14 protein-coding genes are annotated in these 17,201 nt (G+C 68.3%); 3 read left to right on the top strand and 11 right to left on the bottom strand.

The genetic code is table 11. The features are described 5' to 3' along the window. The 3 genes from KUM40_RS12215 to KUM40_RS12205 form a co-directional block, all read right to left on the bottom strand. The gene (locus tag KUM40_RS12215) at positions 1 to 453 is read right to left on the bottom strand and encodes a hypothetical protein (RefSeq protein WP_217165833.1); all 453 of its coding nucleotides are present in this window, start codon (positions 451 to 453) and stop codon (positions 1 to 3) included. Further along, positions 453 to 2,903 carry an AAA family ATPase gene (locus tag KUM40_RS12210; RefSeq protein ID WP_217165832.1) on the bottom strand — a complete coding sequence of 817 codons (2,451 nt, stop codon included), beginning with the start codon at positions 2,901 to 2,903 and terminating at the stop codon, positions 453 to 455. Before KUM40_RS12210 ends, KUM40_RS12215 begins: the two co-directional genes overlap by 1 nt. 68 nt (positions 2,904 to 2,971) lie before the next feature. After that, positions 2,972 to 3,511 (bottom strand): ATP-binding protein, encoded by a 540-nt coding sequence (locus KUM40_RS12205; protein WP_374227370.1) that lies wholly within the window; start codon positions 3,509 to 3,511, stop codon positions 2,972 to 2,974. Between the two features lie 149 nt (positions 3,512 to 3,660). On the opposite strand from KUM40_RS12205, the gene KUM40_RS12200 reads away from it, so the two are divergent. Next, the gene (locus KUM40_RS12200) at positions 3,661 to 4,605 is read left to right on the top strand and encodes a helix-turn-helix transcriptional regulator (RefSeq protein ID WP_217165831.1); all 945 of its coding nucleotides are present in this window, start codon (positions 3,661 to 3,663) and stop codon (positions 4,603 to 4,605) included. Beyond that, positions 4,602 to 4,817, top strand: coding sequence for a DUF397 domain-containing protein (locus KUM40_RS12195; RefSeq protein ID WP_217165830.1), 216 nt, complete (start codon positions 4,602 to 4,604; stop codon positions 4,815 to 4,817). The genes KUM40_RS12200 and KUM40_RS12195 overlap by 4 nt, the downstream gene beginning before the upstream one ends. A 126-nt stretch (positions 4,818 to 4,943) precedes the next feature. On the opposite strand, the gene KUM40_RS12190 is transcribed toward KUM40_RS12195, so the two are convergent. The 5 genes from KUM40_RS12190 to KUM40_RS12170 all read right to left on the bottom strand — a co-directional run bounded on the left by KUM40_RS12190 (position 4,944) and on the right by KUM40_RS12170 (position 14,188). Continuing rightward, complete coding sequence (locus KUM40_RS12190) at positions 4,944 to 5,795, bottom strand: hypothetical protein (RefSeq protein ID WP_217165829.1); 852 nt, start codon at positions 5,793 to 5,795, stop codon at positions 4,944 to 4,946. Between the two features lie 132 nt (positions 5,796 to 5,927). Continuing rightward, the gene (locus KUM40_RS12185) at positions 5,928 to 9,206 is read right to left on the bottom strand and encodes a type I restriction endonuclease subunit R (RefSeq protein ID WP_217165828.1); all 3,279 of its coding nucleotides are present in this window, start codon (positions 9,204 to 9,206) and stop codon (positions 5,928 to 5,930) included. Beyond that, positions 9,203 to 10,414, bottom strand: a complete 1,212-nt coding sequence (locus tag KUM40_RS41225) for a hypothetical protein (RefSeq protein ID WP_254394986.1) — start codon at positions 10,412 to 10,414, stop codon at positions 9,203 to 9,205. The genes KUM40_RS12185 and KUM40_RS41225 overlap by 4 nt, the downstream gene beginning before the upstream one ends. After that, positions 10,407 to 12,029, bottom strand: a complete 1,623-nt coding sequence (locus tag KUM40_RS12175; protein WP_217165827.1) for a class I SAM-dependent DNA methyltransferase — start codon at positions 12,027 to 12,029, stop codon at positions 10,407 to 10,409. The genes KUM40_RS41225 and KUM40_RS12175 overlap by 8 nt, the downstream gene beginning before the upstream one ends. Before the next feature lie 17 nt (positions 12,030 to 12,046). Beyond that, complete coding sequence (locus KUM40_RS12170; protein ID WP_217165826.1) at positions 12,047 to 14,188, bottom strand: hypothetical protein; 2,142 nt, start codon at positions 14,186 to 14,188, stop codon at positions 12,047 to 12,049. A 223-nt stretch (positions 14,189 to 14,411) separates the two neighbouring features. Between KUM40_RS12170 and KUM40_RS12165 the strand changes: the two genes are divergently transcribed. Beyond that, positions 14,412 to 15,032, top strand: a complete 621-nt coding sequence (locus tag KUM40_RS12165; protein WP_254394985.1) for a hypothetical protein — start codon at positions 14,412 to 14,414, stop codon at positions 15,030 to 15,032. 369 nt (positions 15,033 to 15,401) lie between these two features. Here KUM40_RS12165 and KUM40_RS12160 read toward each other — a convergent pair whose 3' ends face one another. From KUM40_RS12160 to KUM40_RS12150, 3 genes are all read right to left on the bottom strand, one after another. After that, positions 15,402 to 15,743: a hypothetical protein gene (locus tag KUM40_RS12160; protein WP_217165825.1), complete on the bottom strand. Its 342-nt coding sequence runs from the start codon at positions 15,741 to 15,743 to the stop codon at positions 15,402 to 15,404. Positions 15,744 to 15,869: 126 nt separating this feature from the next. After that, positions 15,870 to 16,163 (bottom strand): hypothetical protein, encoded by a 294-nt coding sequence (locus KUM40_RS12155; RefSeq protein WP_217165824.1) that lies wholly within the window; start codon positions 16,161 to 16,163, stop codon positions 15,870 to 15,872. Continuing rightward, the gene (locus KUM40_RS12150) at positions 16,160 to 17,164 is read right to left on the bottom strand and encodes a GTPase family protein (protein WP_217165823.1); all 1,005 of its coding nucleotides are present in this window, start codon (positions 17,162 to 17,164) and stop codon (positions 16,160 to 16,162) included. Before KUM40_RS12150 ends, KUM40_RS12155 begins: the two co-directional genes overlap by 4 nt. Between the last annotated feature and the right edge of the window lie 37 nt (positions 17,165 to 17,201).

Here is a 17,201-nt window from a genome sequence, read left to right as displayed (position 1 = left end):
CTATCGGCCACCGGGGCGGTCTTCCCCCGCCAGCGCCTCGCCACCGGCCCGTTGAGGTGGGCGCCGAGACGCGACCGGCGCGGCGAGCTCCGTTGCAAGGCATTCAACGGCTGCTCGCCAGGCGCGTACCTGGGCGTGGCTCGGGCCGAGTTCGTCGTGGTGGTACTTGCAGCCCGCGCTGAGACGATTCCAGAGAGCGCTGACCCGACGAGCCCGGGCGGGGCCGGCGTAGTGGTGCAGGCAGAGCAGCTTCGCACGCATGCTGCGGAGTTCGCCGAGTCCGGCTTCCTCGGCCGCGAGGGCCGCGTCGACGGATGATTCCAGGGCGATCCGTAGGGCATAGGTTGCGCCGCGGTCGCGGCCTGCCGGGGTCAGCGGACCGTCTGCGTCCGCCCCGTCGGCGAGGAGGGTGGTGGCGGTCGCGAGGAGGGCGGCGGTAGGGGTGAGGGACATCAGGCGTTCGCCCCCGGCTTGCGGATCTCGTTGGCGAGGTTCTCGACCTTCCGGACGAAGGCCACCGGGTCGTGCGGAAGGAATCCGCCGGGGTGGGCACCCTGCTGGCACTGGTGGATCAGAACCGTGCTCTCACGGCCGTACAAAGAGCGGAGGCTGTCCTTGACGTCCTCGTCGGTGTGGACGGACCCGTCGTCGAAGAGGGAGAACGACGCGAGCGGAAGGAGCCGTTCCGTCTCGTCGAGGGCTGCCTGCAGGCGGTCCGCGGGCTGCCCGGTGCGGTTGCGGCGGAGCCAGGCCGCCTCGACGATCGCGGTGGCCAGGGCCTCCCGACACAGGGACGGCAGGACATGGCGCAGGGCCGCGTCGGAGCAGTTCTCCGTCCTGGCGAGGGCCATGGCGTTGCCGATGGCCTCCTTGACCGGGTCGATGCCGGCGGTGACGTGGACCTTGGACTTTTCGCCGCGCTCTACCTTGAGCACGGTCACCGGCAGGTTCTGACTGCGAAAGGCGTGCGGGAGCCGCGTGTCGTGGGTGAAGACGACGACCTGCCGGTCGCGGCCGAGTTCGTCGAGCACCTGGGCCAGGCCGTCGACCTTCGCCGGGTCCATGGACTGCACCGGGTCGTCGATGACGACGAAGCCGAAAGGGCTGTCGGCGGTGGCGGTGCGGGGCAGGAAGAGGGAGAGGGCGAGCGAGTGCAGTTCGCCCTGGCTCATGACACTCAGGGCGGAGGCCGACTCGGTGTCGTCGACGGTGACGTCCATGACCAGTTTGCGGACGTTGGCCCTCTCGCTGCCGTGCAGGCCGACGTGGGTCAGGTCGACGCTGCTCTGCTGACGCAGCTTCTCCCAGATCCGCTGCGTGTGGCCGGCGAAGGCGTCGACGCGCAGGTCGCGGATCTCGGTCGTGAGCTTCTTGATCCAGTTGAGGGCCGCGCTGACCTCCGTCCTGCGGGGCTTGGCGGCCGCGGCCTCCCGGGAGAGCCTCGTCCACTCGGCGAGCGGGCCGACGACCGCGTGCCAGCGTTCGTCCTTGGCCGCCAGTTCCCGGCGCGCCGACCCCGCCACGATCGCGCACGCGTCCGTCAGTGTCACCGCCGCCTTCAGCGCGTGGTCGGCGAGTTCGGCGGGATCGGTGATCCGCCGGCAGTCGCCCCATTCCTCCCACGGTTCGGCGAGCGCGGCCGGAATGTCCCGCGGCGGGAGGATCAGGTCGTGCAGGGCGCGCGTCGCGGTGCGCAGAGCGGCCTCGGTCTCGCGTACGGCTTCGGCCTCGCACAGGAGGGCGGCGATCTGTGCCTCGGCTCGCGTGGCCCACTCCCGGTCCAGGGCCTCTTCCGTACCGCAGACCGGGCAGGCCGTGTCGTCGGCGTGACGGTCGCTGTGGCTGAGGGCCGCCTGGAGCAGTTCGGCCCTGCTGTGGGCGTCGGCGGCCGCGGTACCCTTCAGGTCGTCGACGTCGGCGGCGGCACTTCGCAGTGCGTCGACGGAGTCACCGACCCGGTCGAGGTCGGGTGCCTCGGTCTCGGCGGCGGCCTCCAGCCGTGCCTCCCGCAGCCGTCCCTCGTCGGCCGTGGACGCGCCGACGACCAGTGCGTCGAGTACGGCGTGGTCCGGTCCGTCTCCCTTCTCCTCCATCGCGAGGAGAGCCTTGAGCGCCCGGTCGTCGTGCCCGGCCTCCTCCAGGGCCGCGTGCAGAAGCGGCTTCTTTTCCTTCTCGGCGTTCACGACGGCGTCGAGTTCCTTCTTCGCGGCCGTCAGCCGTCGCGCGGCGGCGTTGAGGTGGTCGAGGCCGAGGATCGCGGCGATGTTGTCGTACATCTCGGACGGCTTGCCGTTGATCAGGTTGTCCAGGTCGGCGTACGACAGGAAGGGGCGGTGGGCGCGGGTCGCCCGCTCCCAGCCGGCCTGCTCCAGCGGCACGGTGCCGTGTCCCGGCCGCCTGAGCACGGCCTCCGAGTCGGTGAAGGCGTGGCCGGTCCAGGTGCGGGTCAGGGTGCTCGGCGACGGGTCGCCCTCGACGGTCAGCTTGGCCTCGACGGCGGTCTGTTCGCCGTGGTGCAGGTTGCGCCAGCGGACGGCGTGGCTCGGGTGCTGCGCCGAGCAGTGCGCGTTGGTACCGGTGAACAGGGTCTCGACGGCCTCGGCGATGCTCGACTTGCCGGAGCCGTTGCGCCCGACGACGAGGGTGACTCCCGGCTTGGGCTTCAGCTTCAGCAGCGTCTGGGAGCCGACACCGCGGAAGCCGGTGACGGTGACCTTGCTCAGGTAGAGAGGGCCCGGGGAGGAGGCGCGTACGCCGTCTTCGGCGTTGCCGGAGCCGCCGAGCGCCTCGCGGATGAGGGTCTTCACCGAAACGGTGAGCTTGCGGTCACCGGCCAGCCGGGCCTCCACCAGTTCCGGCAACGGCAGTGCGTTGTCGGGGGTCCGGTCCGTCGCGTCGTCCATGTGTGCCTCCCGTGGTTCCCGTACTGATGTGAGGACCGTAGGAGCGGAACGCCTTGTTGCAGTGTCTTCTACTCGATAACCCGGGTTACCAGAGGATATGGAGACCGGAGCATGTACTCCGCCCAAACGGTCTTGCCCGGGCCGTCCGAGCGCGGGTGCCAGTCCCAGCGGGTCGCGAGTCGCGATACGAGGAGCAGGCCGCGGCCGGTCTCGCCGGTGCCGTCGGTCTCCTCCGGGGCGGTGGGGCGGCGGGGGTGGCTTTCGGTACGGGTGTCGGTGACTTCCACGCGTACGGTGCGGCCGTCGGGGGTCGCGTTGAGGCCGAGGTGGAAGTCCCGGCCGGGGACGTGGCCGTGCTGCACGGCGTTCACGGCGAGTTCCGCGACGATCAGCACGATCGCGTCGTGCGGGTCGGTGCCGTACGGGATGCCCCACTCGTCCAGGCGGACGGCTGCGAGACGGCGGGCGAGTCGGGCTCCGCGGGGTGTGGAGGTGAAGCGCATCTCGAAGGCGTGGGTCGGTGGCGGGGTCTTCTTCAAGGGGCCGCAGGGGGTGGTGGGTTGGTCGGTTTCGGTGGTGTCGGTGGGATTGATGGGTTTCGTCGTCACGCCTCTCACCGTGCCCTCGGTCGCGTAGCGTGACCATTGGTGACGCAGCGACAGAGGGCGGATGTACGCGCGCTGTCGCCACGGGTAGGAGCTGCGCGCCGTGACGGCGTCCCCGGCGGGGGCGTTGAGCGAAAGAGGCGGTGGTGGACATGACGGAGCACAAGGGTGCGGAGGCCGGGGCCGAGGCGATTCCCGGGGAGCACGAGAACGACAGCGCCGGCACGGGAACCGGGGTCGTGAGTCTCGGGGACGGGTGGGAGAACGACGACGGGGCTGGGCGGCGGCCGGGTGACGACGCGGGTCGGGGCGTCGTGGTCGCGTTCGGGCAGACCATGAAGACGCTGCGCGTGCGGGAGGGCCTGGAGCGCGAGGAGTTCGGGCGGCGGATCGGGTATTCGGCGTCCACGGTCGCGTCGTTCGAGCAGGGGCGGCGGATTCCGTCGCCCGGGGCGATCGAACGGGCGGATGAGGTGCTGGGGGCCGGGGGGCTGCTGTGCCTGTGGAAGGAGCAGGTGGAGCGGGCGCAGTATCCGGTGTTCTTTCAGGGGATGGCGGGGTTGGAGAAGGAGGCCGTCGAGCTGGTCGCCTACGACACGTTGGTGGTCAAGGGGCTGCTTCAGACAGAGGAGTACATGAGGGCGCTACTCGCCATGAGGCGTCCTCCCCTGGACGAGGAGACCACCGAGCAGCGAGTGACGGCACGGCTGGCCCGGCGGGACGTCTTTGATCGTCGCCCCGCGCCGCTACTGAGCTTCGTCCTCGACGAGGCGATCCTGCGGCGCCCCTACGGAGGCGAGTCCGTGCTGCGTGGGCAGTTGGAGCACCTGCTGCTGATCGGTCAGAAACGCAACGTCGAAGTCCAGGTCATGCCAGTCGATCGCGAGGACAATGCCGGTGTGAACGGGCCATTCACCGTCGTTACGCGCAAGGACGGCAAGAAGTTCGTCTACGCCGAGGCACAAGGGGTCGGTTCTCTGCAGACCGACCCTGAGCAAGGGGTTCTGGCCGCCGCTCGCTATGGGATTATCCGATCTCAGGCTCTCAGTCCGCGAGAGTCGCTGGAGCTCATCGAAGGGGTGCTGGGATCACTATGAACAACACTGAGTCCTCGACCGTCGCCTCGGGCCTCGCCTGGTTCAAGAGCAGCTACAGCGGGACCGAGGGCGGTGATTGCGTAGAGGTCGCGCCTGCTACGGCAGTTGTGCACGTCCGGGACTCGAAGGTTGACGCCGGCCCCATACTCACCGTCTCCCACGAGACCTGGGCGGGGTTCGTCGGGCTGGCTTCGTCGGAGGACCGTATCTGACGCTCGTACGGTCGTGAGCGCCCTGCCGGTGCGTCTGGGGCGCCGCTGACGCATCCGGGCTCACCAGGGCCCGGATGCATCGGCGAGCCGCAGCCGTCCGGCGGCCATGGTTCAGCGGCGGATCCTCTACCTGGAGGCAGAGCCGTCCTCGTCGGACTGTTCGACGTAGTCCGTGGCGACGGGCTCATGGACTTCCACGACTTCTACGACTTCGACATCCGGGGCCCGGAGCTTCGGCTTCGTCATTTCCAAGCTGGCGAGGTGCTTCTTCAGCCTCTTCGCCGTAGGAAGGAAGGTCGCGAGAGTAAGCCCGCCGGAAATTACGGCGCCGACGACAGGGATAGCCTTTGATACGGCTCTCGCGAAGGTCTTCTTCGTCATCTCGATGCCGAGCTGTTTCGCGACCTTCTTCACCATTGGGTAGACAACGCCCTGGGTGAGCGCCTTCTGGGGAAGCTTTTTGGCGACCTGCTTCGACATCGCCTCCGCGACCTTCCCGACGGCGGCGTTCGCCGATTGGGTGCCGAACATCACGCCGAAGAAGAGCGTGAGCACTCCCTTGGTCGCGTCGTCGATGTCATCGCTGTCACCGGAGAACAGATCGGGCCAACTGTAGAGGTAGGCGAGCTTCTGGGCGATGCGCAGCATGTGGCCGAAATACTGGGCCAAGTCGGTGGGCACGGTGGCGGGAAGGAAGATCAGGCCGGGCAGTCCTGCTGCCGCGGAAAGAGCACTGACCTTGGCGGCTTCGTAGTTGATGGAGTCGTTGGCGGCCTTGTCCAAAATATCGAGGGAGATACCCGCCGCCGCCGGGGTTTCCTCGATCGCTCTTCGAATTTCATCGTCTGAGCAATAGCGGGATAGCGCCTTTCGTAGATATGCGTCCCTGTTGATACGCACGCCCGGAAGCTTCGCTGCGCCCACCAGTACGGCGGAGAAGCGCGACTCCGGGTCCTCGATCTCTTTACTTGCGGCCATGGCAAGGACCTACCTGTCTGGGAGGAACGACCTCCCCGTATCAGTTTTTTGGGCCGCTTGGCGGGGCCGTTCACTCCAGCATCTGACGCGTCGGTGAACAGCCCATGACCACGCGGAAGGGGTACGGAGGGCTCAGTCGGCTGTCTCTCCGTTGATGGACCACTCGTTGGCGAAGTGCTCCATCTGGCGGAGGACCAGGTCGATGGCCTCCTTCTGCTGGTCCGGCGGGTACTTGTTGCGGGCCAGAAGGCGCTTGATGGTGCTGCGGAGGCGGGCGCGGACGGACGGACGTGCGATCCAGTCGGGCTTGAGCTGGCGGCGGACCTCGGTGACCAGTTCGCGGGCGATGCCTGCCAGGACCTCGTCGCCCATGAGGGAGCGGGCGGTCCCGTGGTCGGCGACGGCGTCGTAGAAGGCGAGTTCGCGCCAGTTCAAGGGCGGGTCGAACTCTTCGCCTCGGTTGGCGTCGGCCATGACGTCTTTGGCCATCTCGACCAGCTTGGCGATGAGTTCGGCGCTGGTGTACTGCTGGCGCATATAGCGCACCATCAGGTCCTGGAGGCGCTCGGAGAACGTGGTCTGCCGGACGATGTTGTGCTGGGTGACCTCACGCATTTTTCGCTCGACCAGCCGACGCAGCGCCTCGGCCGCCAGGTGCGGGGTGTCGCTGTTCTGGAGCTGGGCGACGAGCGCGTCGGTGAGGTGGGTGAGGTCGGCGGTCTCCAGCCCGGCCTCGGCGAACAGGTCCGTGACTCCGCCGGTTTCGACCACGGACGACGTGAGCTGGGAGAGGTACAGCTCAATGTCGCGGGCGACTGGGAGCCCGCGCGCCTCACGGTTCATGGCGTCCAGCTTCGCCACGTAGGCGCGGACCTCGACGAAGAACTGGATGTGCCGCTTCCAGGCCGGCTGGTCGGCGAACCGGTTGCCCACATCCTTCGAGCTGCCCGCCAGCGCCCAGAAGCGCTCAAGTCGATAGGCATGCTCACGGAAACGGCGGCCCAGCGTCTGGCGAGGGTCGTCGAGCTGGTCGGGGTTGTTGCCGGGCGTGCGGGGATCGAGCAGGTACTCGGCGCTCCGCAGGGCCGCGTCGACGAAGGCCTTGGGGCCGGGCCGGTCGAGCAACGGCTCCCAGGCGAAGCCGCGCAGGATGCCGGCGAGGACGTCGTACTCGTTGCGCAGCTCGTCCAGCGCACGCTCGACGTCCTGACCGAGGGTGCGGTCGCGCTGGTCGGCCTCGGTGTACTCGGCGATGGCCTTCTGGAGGTTCTCCGTGAGCGGCGCGTAGCCGACGAGGAGACCGTCCTCCTTGCCGCGGAAACGGCGGTTGACGCGGGCCAGGGCCTGCATCAGGTTGGCGCCCTTGAGCGGCCGGTCCAGGTACATGGTGTGGATCGGCGGGGCGTCGAAGCCGGTCAGCAGCATGTTGTTGACGATGAGCAGTTCCAGCTCGTCGTCGGGGTCCTTGGCCCGGTTGATGACCGTCTTGCGGCGGCTGTCGGTCAAGGCGTGGTCGAGAAGGGCTTTCGCGTCCTTACGGGAGTTCGAGGAGAAGACAATCTTCATCGCGCCTTTCTCGAACTCGTCGCTGTGCCACTCGGGGCGCAGCTCACGCAGTGCGTCGTAGACGCGTACGCAGATCTCGCGGGTCGCGCAAACCACCATCGCCTTGCCGGGCGCGCCGCCCGCCTCGGAGACGCCGACGAACGGCTTCATCCGCTCCCTGCGGGCCTCCCAGTGGTCCACTAGGTCGGTCGCGAGATCGCGTATCCGGGCCGGTGCGCCGTACATGGCGTTCATCGTCGCCACGGCCTGCTCAATGCGACGGCGCTCGGTGTCGTCGAGGCCGTCGGTGATGCGGTCGGCCTCTTCGTCGATGGTGGTCGGGTCGATGTCGCGGTCCAGGACGAGCTGGATCACGCGGCTCTCGTGGTAGACCTTCACGGTCGCGCCGTCGTCGGCGGCCCGCTTGAGGTCGTAGACGTCGATGTAGTCGCCGAACACCTCGCGGGTGTTGCGGTCGGCCTCGGAGATCGGGGTGCCGGTGAAGGCGAGCAGTGTGGCGTGCGGGAGCGCGTCGCGCAGGTGGCGGGCGAGGCCGTTGAGGTCGTCGTAGTGGCTGCGGTGTGCCTCGTCGACGATCACGACGATGTTCCGGCGGTCGGAAAGCATCGGGTGGTCGGTGCCCGACTCCCGCTCCTCCTTGGTCTTGCCGAACTTCTGGAGCGTGGTGAAGAGGATCCCTCCCGTCCTCTTCGCCGCGAGCTCCTCTCGGAGCTCAGCGCGGGTGACGATCTGCTTCGGTGACCCCGGGAGGATCTCGCTCTCCTGGAACGTCGAGTAGAGCTGGTCGTCGAGGTCCGTACGGTCGGTGACGACCACGACGGTGGGGTTCAGCAGGGCCGGGTCCCGCATCACCATGGTGGTGGTGAGGACCATCTCCTCCGACTTACCTGATCCCTGGGTGTGCCAGACGACGCCGGCCTTGCCGTCGCTGGCCGAGGCCGTACGGACGGCTTCGGCGGCGCGGATGACCGCGTGGTACTGGTGCGGCTTCGCGATCCGCTTCATCCGCTTGGACGGGACGAAGTTGATGAAGGAGTGGACCAGTTCGAGGAAACGGGACTGGGTGAACAGGCCGTGCAGGGCCAGGTTCTGCCCCGACTCCGAGTAGCCGTCGGCGGTCAGTGGGTCGACACGGGCGCCGAACTCGTCGGTGTTCCAGGGGGCGAAGTGCTCGTACGGGGTGAAGGGCGTGCCGTACTTCGCGGTGATGCCGTCGGAGAGCAGAACGACCGTGTTGTAACGGAAGGCCGTTGGGAACTCCTCAACGTACCTAGCCACTTGAGCGTGCGCGGTCTGGAGCGTCGCGTCCTCGTCGCCGGCGCGCTTGAGTTCGATGACGGCGAGGGGGAGGCCGTTGACGTACAGGATGACGTCGAAGCGGCGGTTCCTGTCGCCGTCGATCACCGTGACCTGGTTGAGGACGCGGTAAGTGTTCGCGTCCGGGTCGGCCAGGTCGAGGAGGCGGATGGTGGGGTTGTGCTCGGCGCCGTGGGAGTCGGTGTAGGTGACCGACCGTATGCCGGTGGTGAGGTGGCGGTGTGCGGCCCGGTTCTCCTCGTAGGTGTCCTGGGAACCGGGAGTGGCCGCGGTCGCCATGGCTTCGCGGACGGCGTCCGGGGGCAGGTCGGGGTTGAGACGCTGGATGGCCTCCTGGAGGTCCGGATAGAGGATGAGGTCGTCCCAGGACTTCCGGTGGTCGGAACCAGGTGCGAAGGTACGGCCTGAGGCCGGAAGCCAGGCCAACTCGGCCAACTCGTCGAGGGCGAGGATCTCCCAGTCGGCTTCAGTGGGGCGGCGGTGGGTTCTGGCGTCGTCGTGCGCCTTCCTGTCGTGGGGTGTCGTCATGTGGCGTCCTCGACAATCTTCTCGGCGTCCTTGACGCGGAGGCGGCCGGACATGAGTTGAGGAAGGAGGGTGTCGCGGAGGGCGGCGAGGGTGCGGTTCTCGGCCTGCACCGACTTCATATGGGCGAACACCGCCGAGGCTTCCTCACCGAAAGAAGCCAGCGCATCCGTGTCAGGACGGTTCACTTGGTAATTGGCAGCATCCGCCGCGCTGACCCGCTGCCGGCCGGACGTACCGACCATGTTACGAATGGCGTGCGCACGGAACCTGTTGTCCCGCGCCAAGAAGTAGCTGATTTCGCTGGGCACACCGGCGACCGAGCGCATCACGATGAACTCGGTGGAACCAAGACCGATCTCGCCGTCCATCATGAAGTCGACGTATCCTGTCTTGCCGTTCTCCAGGCACGGCGTGATGCGGGCAAGGAGAGTGTCACCATTCATGAATCTCGGACCGGATTTCGGTGCCCTGCGGGTCCACGTGGGAATACTGGCTAGGTGGGTCTGCAACGCCGCCATGTCCACGTAGACCGGCTCGTCTACGGCAGGCTTCGCAAGCTTCGGGTTGAAGGCGACGAGATCGGTGATCGCCACAGCTGTCTCGAGGTTCGGTTCTTCAGCCAGACCGAGCTCCGTGTAACGGCACTGAAGCAATTGTTCGTATGTGGCCGCGATGCGCTCATTGACGGTGATCTTGTCATCCAGCGCCCCGAGGACCTCCGCAACGCCCACCTGCCGAGTCTGGTTAGGCATTCTTACCTTGAGCGAGAAAACATCACCCAAACTCAGGAAATCCGCCATGTCGGTCTGCCCCTTGAGGGCGTCGGCCTGATTCCAAAATGCAGCACTCTTGAACCAGTAGTACAAGAAGCGCGGTTCGAGTGGGCCATCGACGCTCGGCCTGAAGTAGCACAGTTGAGGACTGTACGCAAAGAGCGGCCCATCGGGGCGCACCATAGCAACTCGCCCCACCGTCCCCTTAGCAGTCAGGACGATGTCACCGGGTTTCGATACCTTCGGCCCCATCTCCTCTCGGTAAACGCGCGGCGCATCCGGAAATGAAGAATCGATCTTTCCATCCAGTACGTCTGCGACTCTCAAAATAGGGAGCCCGAAGCCATCCAAATCAACGGAACGCGGACGCCCAGCACCGATCTCGAGCTGACCGTCAGCTACCAACTCCGAAAATGACACGGTGTGATCAGGCATCGATTCGCTCCATCTGTGCGCGGATTACCTGTTCGAGACGTGACGACTCTTCGAAGTGCGCGAAGAGTTCCTTTGAAAGTCGATCAATCTTTTCAGCGATAGGCTCGGTGTCGACATCGTCCGCATCGACGGACCCCACATATCGCCCCGGCGTCAGCACATAACCGTGCTCGCGAACCTTCTCCATGTCCGCCGAATAGCAGAAGCCCGGAACATCCGCGTACTTAATCTCCGCCGCTCGCGCCGACCCACTACCGCGCCACGCGTGGTACGTGTCGGCGATCCTCCTTAGATCAGCCTCCGTGAAGACACGCTCCGTCCGATCCACCATCTCGCCCATCCCCCGGGCGTCGATGAACAGGAGCTCGCCGCGCCGGTCGTCCAACCGCCGTGCGCCCTGCGGGGACTTGTCCTTCGACAGGAACCACAAGCACGCCGGGATACCCGTCGTGCGGAACAACTGCGCTGGCAGGGCAACCATGCACGCCACCTGGCCCGCTTCCACCAGTGCCTGCCTGATTTCCCCCTCCCCACTCGACTGGGAACTCATCGACCCGTTGGCCAACACGATGCCGGCCGTGCCCCTCTCCCCCAGCTTCGAGATCATGTGCTGGAGCCACGCATAGTTGGCGTTGTTCTTCGGCGGGACCCCGTACTTCCACCTCGGGTCGGTCTCGTCCCGCGCCCAGTCCTTGATGTTGAAGGGCGGGTTGGCCATCACGAAGTCGGCCTTGAGGTCCGCGTGCTTGTCGTCGGCGAAGGTGTCGCCCCAGCGGGCGGCGAGGTTGCCGTCGATGCCGTGGATGGCGAGGTTCATCTTGGCCAGGCGCCAGGTGCGTTCGTTCAACTCCTGGCCGTAGACCGAGAGGTCGGACTTGTGGCCGCGCCCACGGTGCGCCTCGATGAACTTCGCCGCCTGCACGAACATGCCACCCGACCCGCACGCGGGGTCGTAGACCCGCCCCTCGTACGGCTCCAGGATCTCCACGATCAGCCGGACGACGGAGCTCGGCGTGTAGAACTCGCCGCCCCGCTTGCCCTCCGCCCGCGCGAAGTTGCCGAGGAAGTACTCGTACACCTCACCCAGCAGATCCTGCGCCGGCCTGTCGCCGTTGCCGCCGAAGCGGGCATCGCTGATGAGGTCGACGAGTTCACCGAGGCGCTTCTGGTCGATGCGGTCCTGGTTGAAGATCTTGGGGAGAACACCCTTCAGGGACTCGTTCTCCCGCATGATCGCGTCCATCGCCTCGTCCAGGAGCTTGCCGACACCCTGCGCCTTGGCGTTGGCCGCGATCCAGGACCAGCGGGCGGTCTCCGGAACCCAGAAGACGTGCGCGCCGGTGTACTCGTCCCGGTCCTCCAGGAAGTCGTCGAGGCGGTCCTCGGCGATGCCCTCGTCCGTGAGCTCCTTGGCGAGCTCTGTACGACGCTCCTCGAAGGCGTCCGAGACGTACTTCAGGAAGATCAGGCCGAGGACGAACTCCTTGTACTGGGCGGCGTCGATTGAGCCGCGCAGCTTGTCCGCCGCCTTCCAGAGGATGTCCTGGATCTCCTTGGCGGTGGAGGCGCTGAACAGTTCCTCCTGGTCAGCGGGCTTCTTCTGACGTGGGGGCATCGGGTGGACCCTCTCCTTCAGTGGACGTCGGTGTGCGGAAGGTGCTGGATGGTGAGAGTGCCGTCGGTCATACCGGCCGCCATCACTCGGGTCAGGTCGTCGAGCGCGGCCGTCTGCTCGCGCAGCAGCGCCGCCCGGCCCTCGATCTCGGCGAGGACGGCCTCGTACAGGTCGGCCTCCGCGCTGCTCAGGTCGGGGACGACCAGGTCCTCGATACGGCGGGACGCGCGCACCGCACCGCTCGTGCGGGCGTGTTCTCCCGCCGCCGCGCGTAGCAGCGCGGCCAGCACCCGGGGTCGTACCGGCGGATCCGCGTCGGGACGCACCCGCAGGATGCGGGCCGGGGCCGCGACCAGGGAGAGGCCCTCCGTGTCGATGTACACGCCGAAGCGGGGGTGAACGGTGACGACAAGGTCCCCGGGTTCGGTGAACTGGGCGTGATCGTAGGCCGTGAGGAGGATGCCACGGTCGATGCGGCGGGCACCGATGCGGGCGGCGCCGAGAATCTCCTCAGGGGCGAGGACCGGGTAGTGGCCTTCCGGAGTCAGGTGTTCGGACGCGAATCGGTGACCGGGGCGGCGGCGCAGACGGCGGGTGCGCAGGAGGCGGCCGACGGACGTACGGCGTACCGGTCGTTCCTCGGGGCGCAGCTCCGCCTGGGCACGCAGCCGGAGCCCGCCCTCCAGGGATCGCTCCTGCAGCTCGACCAGCCGGCGTTCCAGGTCCGCGATGGCCGCAGGGCGTTCCACCACCGTCCGTGTGTGCCGGGACGCGAGCGTGCGGTGCTGCGGGGTGAAGGGCGCACCAGGACGGTCGTCGAGGTCGGTACTCCGGACGATGGCCGCATGGCGGGGTTCGTGACGCGGGTCGGGGGTCCACCCCGATGCGCGCCAGATGGCGATGTCCTCGGCGAGTGTGTCGAGGACGGGCTCGGTGAGCGGGCGGGCGGAGTAGTCGGCGAGGAGGACGAGGCCCGTGCGCTCATCCTCCGGGACGCGGGCGAGGAGCCAGACCGCCGTGCGGTAACCGGGGCGGTAGGCGTAGGCGCCGTCGGGCAGGCTGATCGCCGCCTTGAGCAACCCGGGCTTCAGGAAGGAGCGGCGCAGGCGGTCGGCGTCGCCGTGCTGGGCGAGGGGGCCGGTGAGGACGTCGGCCGGGCCGAGGACGACGGCGGTGGCGCCGGTGCCGAGGTAGTCGGTGAGGGCGGCGATCCGGTCCAGAACAGCCTTCGCGTCTCGGGTCTCGGCGGCCTCGTAGGGCAGCGCGCAGACGAGCAGGTTCGGGTAGCCCCATTCGTCGACGGTCAGTTCCTCGCCCTCGACGACGTCGAGCCGGAACTCGTACACGCCACGGACCAGCATCCGGCGGCGGATCATGCGCACGCGGGCCGGGTCGGGGTCGGTGGCGAGGTGGACATGGCCGGAGTCCTCGGCGGCGTGGTCGTGGAGGGCGGCCGGGAGGTCGCCGGCGCGGGCGTGCGGGACTGCGATCACTGCCCCCTCGCCGAGGCTGTCGACACCGGAGAGGGCGGCGAGGGCCCGGACCACGGCCGGGACGGGCTCGTCGGCGGACAGCTCACGCGAACCGAGGCGGGGGCGTGCCTGGAGAACCCAGTCGAGGGCCTCGGCGGGGTTGTAGGCGGCGTCGATCAGTTCGTCGGCGAGGTGCGCGAGGGCCGGGCCGGTGCGGTCCGGGTCGGGCAGGGACCGTAGCTCGGAGAGGAGGAAGCGGTCGTCGGGGTCGAGGTCGGCGGCCCGCTCCAGGAGGGTGTGCCAGGGTCGGCCGTCGGCGACGGGGGCGTCGAGCTGCTGGTGCAGGCAGACCAGGGAGGTCAGCACGCCGAGCAGGACGGAGGCCGACAGGGTCGGGGTGCGCCAGGCGGCCAGGGTGTGCAGGGCGAGCTCTGCACGGAGCCGACGGGGCTCGCTGTTGCCGCGGCCGGTGGAGACGAGCCAGTCGACGACCACGCGGGCATCGAACAGGGGACGTCCGTCCTCGTGGGCGACGGGAGCCGGGAAGTCGGAGTGGCGGCGGGCCCAGGTGGTGGGGACGGGACGCTTGACCTGCGCGAGGGCGGCGATCTCGGCGTATGTGATCCGCCATGCCGAGGTTTCGGGCAGAATGACGGAGGGCGTTTTGGCGGCCGTGTGCGTCGTCATCGAACGTGTCCCCCCTCTCCCCTGGATCGCCGAGGACGGCTCCCTCGCCTTTCGGCCCACCCCTCTTTGATCGGGCAGGCGTCAGCAATCTACAGCGCGGCCACAAGCAAGAGGTAAACCTGCTTGATAATAGGGGTTATCAGCGTTCGCCTCACAGTCTTCTCGGAACAACGGGCACCTTGTGACGACCAAGCGCCACAACGCCGACCGGAGGACCACCGCGATGAGCCACCCGCCCTCGATACCGCCCAGCACCCCTCAGCCCTCCGGTCCAGGGAACACACCGAGCTGGGGTGTACCTCCGCTGCCGGCCCCGCCGTCCGTTGGCTGGCAGCCTCCGGCGGGACAGCCGGGGCCGAAGCCCTCGCGCCGCAAGGCATGGCTCACTCACGGCGCGACCGCTTTCGTCGCACTCCTGGTCGGTGTCGGCATCGGCGGGGACGGGGAGTCCGGCAGCAAGGACGGCTCCGCCGCTCCCGGCCCGGCCGTCACCGTCACGGAGACCGCGGCGGCCGAGGCCGGCGAACCGGAGCCGGCCGCCACGGTCACCGAGAAGGTCACCGTCGCCCCGAAGCCCGCCAAGAAGCCCGGAGCGGCCACCACGGTCGAGGGTGACGGCCAGTACCTCGTCGGCGAGAACATGAAGGCCGGCACGTACAAGACCGCCGGGCCCGAGAAGGGCAGCATCATCGACAACTGCTACTGGGCCCGTACGAAGGACGCCTCCGGGGAGTTCGGGGCGATCATCGCCAACGAGAACCTTCAGGGCCAGGGCCGTGTGACGGTCAACAAGGGCGAGTACTTCCAGAGCAACGGCTGCCAGGAGTGGACCAAGGTCGGCTGACCCGCCGCCGCATACTCCGTCGCGCTCGTGGGGGGACGCGACGGACGCGGGGTGGGCGGTCCGGCCTGCCGAGACCGAACCGCCCGCCCTTCCCCTCCGGCTTCGCACCTTCGTAACCGTGACGGCCGGCGGGCCCGTCGGGTTGCTTGCCCGGACCGATCTCTCCGGCTGACCCGGTCAGGCGGAGGAGATGGACAGCACACCCGGTGACAGTGCCGCCATGCGTGCCGTACCGGCGCGAGAGCCCTGCCGGCCTCGGCCTCGGTCGGCAGGGCTCTGACACTCACTCCTCCGGAATCCCTTTCTCGGACCACTCGTTGGGGAAGTCTCCAGCTGGCGGCGGACCTCGGTGACCAGTTCGCGGGCGATTCAGTCCAGCGCCCGCAGCAGGCTGCCAACGAGGCGGCCCGCCACCGCCCCGAGGGAGCCAGCCACCGCGGCGGCAAGGCGGCCCGCCCATGCACGGAACGACGCCTCACCGGCGCGGCGGATCTCGGCCAGGTCCTGAGCCTGCTGGGCCAGTACCCGCGCCAGCAACGAGGCGACCCGGATGAGCTCCCGTACGGCCTCTTCCACCTCCTTCGCCTCGAAGCGGCGTCCGCAGGAACAGTGGAAGCTCGTCTCCCACACCCGCCACGTCCGCCGGCAACCCGTGCAGCGCACCCGCGACCGGTCCGGGTCCACCTCCAGACCGCCGCCGCCGTCTCCCACGCCACGCTCCTCACCCGCCGGGCAGTCGCGGTGGCGGCTCACGGCCCACGAGCGCGAGCAGGCCGGGCATTGCGGGAAAGCCAACTCGACCCACGTCATGATGTCCTCCGCTCCGTGCCGGCCGGTCTAGGTGCGCCGGACATGACGCGCCGCGCGGTACGCGTCGTGGTACGCGCGCTTCCCCGTCTCGATCATGTTGGCCGCGATCGACGCAAGGTCGTCGATGAAGGCGTTGATGCGAGCCAGGGAGACGCCGGCCGCCGCGGCGATCCGGCCGGCCACGCTGTTGAGCCAGAGCCGGAAGGACGCCTCCGACAGCCGGTCGATCTCCCGCAGACTCTCCTGCTGCTCCCGGATGACCGCGCGCAGGGCGTCCACCACCGCGTCGAACTCCGCCACCTCGCCGGGCTCGGCGTTCATCGGGCGTCCCCCCGCTCCACACGCCGCACGTACTCCTCGAACCGCGCCCGGTCGGCGTGCAGGTCCCGCCACTGAGCGTCCGAGAGGGCGGTCAGCGCGTCGGCGACGGACCTGGGCGGGTGCGCGTCCGGCTGCCGCGGCAGGTCCTGCGGCGGCTCGGGCCGGGCCGGCGGCGCCGGATTGTTCGCAGGGATCTCGGCCAGAGTCGTCGCCGTGGCGGCCTGCAACAACTTGCGATCCACCAAGGCGGTGAAATCCGCCAGAGCCATTCGCTGTTCGAGAACCCACCGGCGCTGCTCGGGCACCGCGTACATCATCTCCTTGAACAGGGCGGTCAGGTTGTAGTAGCGAAGCGCCGCGTAGGACACCGCCCGGCCCCGCCAGGCCGGCAGCACCCGGGCGATGCTGCGGGTGAATACCTCCTCCCGCTCCCGCAGCGCGGCACGCTGCGGTTCGGACGGGAGGTTCGCGTGCGTGTTCCAGTCGTGCGGACCCATCTCGTCCGCCTTGTTGAGGCCGAACACCAGCCGGCCGACCAGCTCCGGGTTGCGGCCGAAGATGTCCACCAGCGCCTGCTGGACGAGGTGAACCATCCGGTCCTTGGCCGGATGGATCCATACGATGGTGTCCGCGGTCGGCAGAACCTGCCGGTAGAGGTCCAGGTAGCGGTCGTAGTTGGCGATGTCGTCGCCGAGGCCCGGCATGTCGACCACCTCAAGGGTGCCGTTGCTACCGCTGACCTCCTGTACTGGGATGGTCCAGGCACGATCGGTGGTCGCTTTGCTGTGCCCGACCTCCTGGCCCGCGTTGAACAGTGCGTTGACCGTCGTGGACTTACCGACTCCGGCTTCGCCGATGAGGACCAGCCGGGGCGGCCCCTCCGTGCCGAGCGCCTCCTCGTATCCCTCGAGGACCGCCCTCTTCTGGGCGGGTGAAAGCTCCTCGGACTGCTCGACCGAGGTGGTGAACCGCCGTATGCGGTCGCGGATGGATCCGGACATGACCGTCTCCCTCTGGATCACCGGGGCCCCGCGCCCC

The organism is Streptomyces sp. AC512_CC834 (genome assembly GCF_019049325.1).
GTDB lineage: Bacteria > Actinomycetota > Actinomycetes > Streptomycetales > Streptomycetaceae > Streptomyces.
The sequence above is the reverse complement of the archived record's forward strand: the minus strand, read 5'-3'. Positions and strand labels throughout refer to the sequence as shown.

Coding starts and splice junctions, on each gene's coding strand:
- KUM40_RS12215 (WP_217165833.1), bottom strand. CDS start 453: ATGTCCCTCACCCCTACCGCCGCCCTCCTCGCGACCGCCACCACCCTC.
- KUM40_RS12210 (WP_217165832.1), bottom strand. CDS start 2,903: ATGGACGACGCGACGGACCGGACCCCCGACAACGCACTGCCGTTGCCG.
- KUM40_RS12200 (WP_217165831.1), top strand. CDS start 3,661: ATGACGGAGCACAAGGGTGCGGAGGCCGGGGCCGAGGCGATTCCCGGG.
- KUM40_RS12195 (WP_217165830.1), top strand. CDS start 4,602: ATGAACAACACTGAGTCCTCGACCGTCGCCTCGGGCCTCGCCTGGTTC.
- KUM40_RS12190 (WP_217165829.1), bottom strand. CDS start 5,795: ATGGCCGCAAGTAAAGAGATCGAGGACCCGGAGTCGCGCTTCTCCGCC.
- KUM40_RS12185 (WP_217165828.1), bottom strand. CDS start 9,206: ATGACGACACCCCACGACAGGAAGGCGCACGACGACGCCAGAACCCAC.
- KUM40_RS41225 (WP_254394986.1), bottom strand. CDS start 10,414: ATGCCTGATCACACCGTGTCATTTTCGGAGTTGGTAGCTGACGGTCAG.
- KUM40_RS12175 (WP_217165827.1), bottom strand. CDS start 12,029: ATGCCCCCACGTCAGAAGAAGCCCGCTGACCAGGAGGAACTGTTCAGC.
- KUM40_RS12170 (WP_217165826.1), bottom strand. CDS start 14,188: ATGACGACGCACACGGCCGCCAAAACGCCCTCCGTCATTCTGCCCGAA.
- KUM40_RS12165 (WP_254394985.1), top strand. CDS start 14,412: ATGAGCCACCCGCCCTCGATACCGCCCAGCACCCCTCAGCCCTCCGGT.
- KUM40_RS12155 (WP_217165824.1), bottom strand. CDS start 16,163: ATGAACGCCGAGCCCGGCGAGGTGGCGGAGTTCGACGCGGTGGTGGAC.
- KUM40_RS12150 (WP_217165823.1), bottom strand. CDS start 17,164: ATGTCCGGATCCATCCGCGACCGCATACGGCGGTTCACCACCTCGGTC.